The organism is Litoribacterium kuwaitense (genome assembly GCF_011058155.1).
GTDB lineage: Bacteria > Bacillota > Bacilli > Bacillales > DSM-28697 > Litoribacterium > Litoribacterium kuwaitense.
On the sequence record NZ_JAALFC010000144.1, the window covers coordinates 1 to 381 of the forward strand.

Here is a 381-nt window from a genome sequence, read left to right on the forward strand (position 1 = left end):
GACGAACATCAAAGCGGGGGCGCACGCCCTCATACGTCATGGCTTTTGTCAGTTTTGAGAGGGTAATTACCTTTCACGCGCGTATTGAATTCATCGTACGTGCTTCATTTGTCTGTGGGCCTGTAGCTCAGCCGGTTAGAGCGCACGCCTGATAAGCGTGAGGTCGGTGGTTCGAGTCCACTCAGGCCCACCATTTCGTACTTTATTGTTCGAAATGCCACAAGCAGATGACGTTTAATTGTATATATACCTTTATTTGGGGCCTTAGCTCAGCTGGGAGAGCGCCTGCCTTGCACGCAGGAGGTCAGCGGTTCGATCCCGCTAGGCTCCACCAAATGTATGTATCAGAGGATCCTTGAAAACTAGATAACCGACAAAAAA

Annotated in this window: 2 tRNA genes; both read left to right on the plus strand. The window is 49.9% G+C overall.

From position 1 onward, the window contains the following. Window positions 1–116: 116 nt before the first annotated feature. Window positions 117–193: transfer RNA gene (locus G4V62_RS19425), tRNA-Ile, on the plus strand. Window positions 194–258: 65 nt separating this feature from the next. Then, window positions 259–334 (plus strand) — tRNA-Ala (locus tag G4V62_RS19430). Window positions 335–381 lie beyond the last annotated feature (47 nt).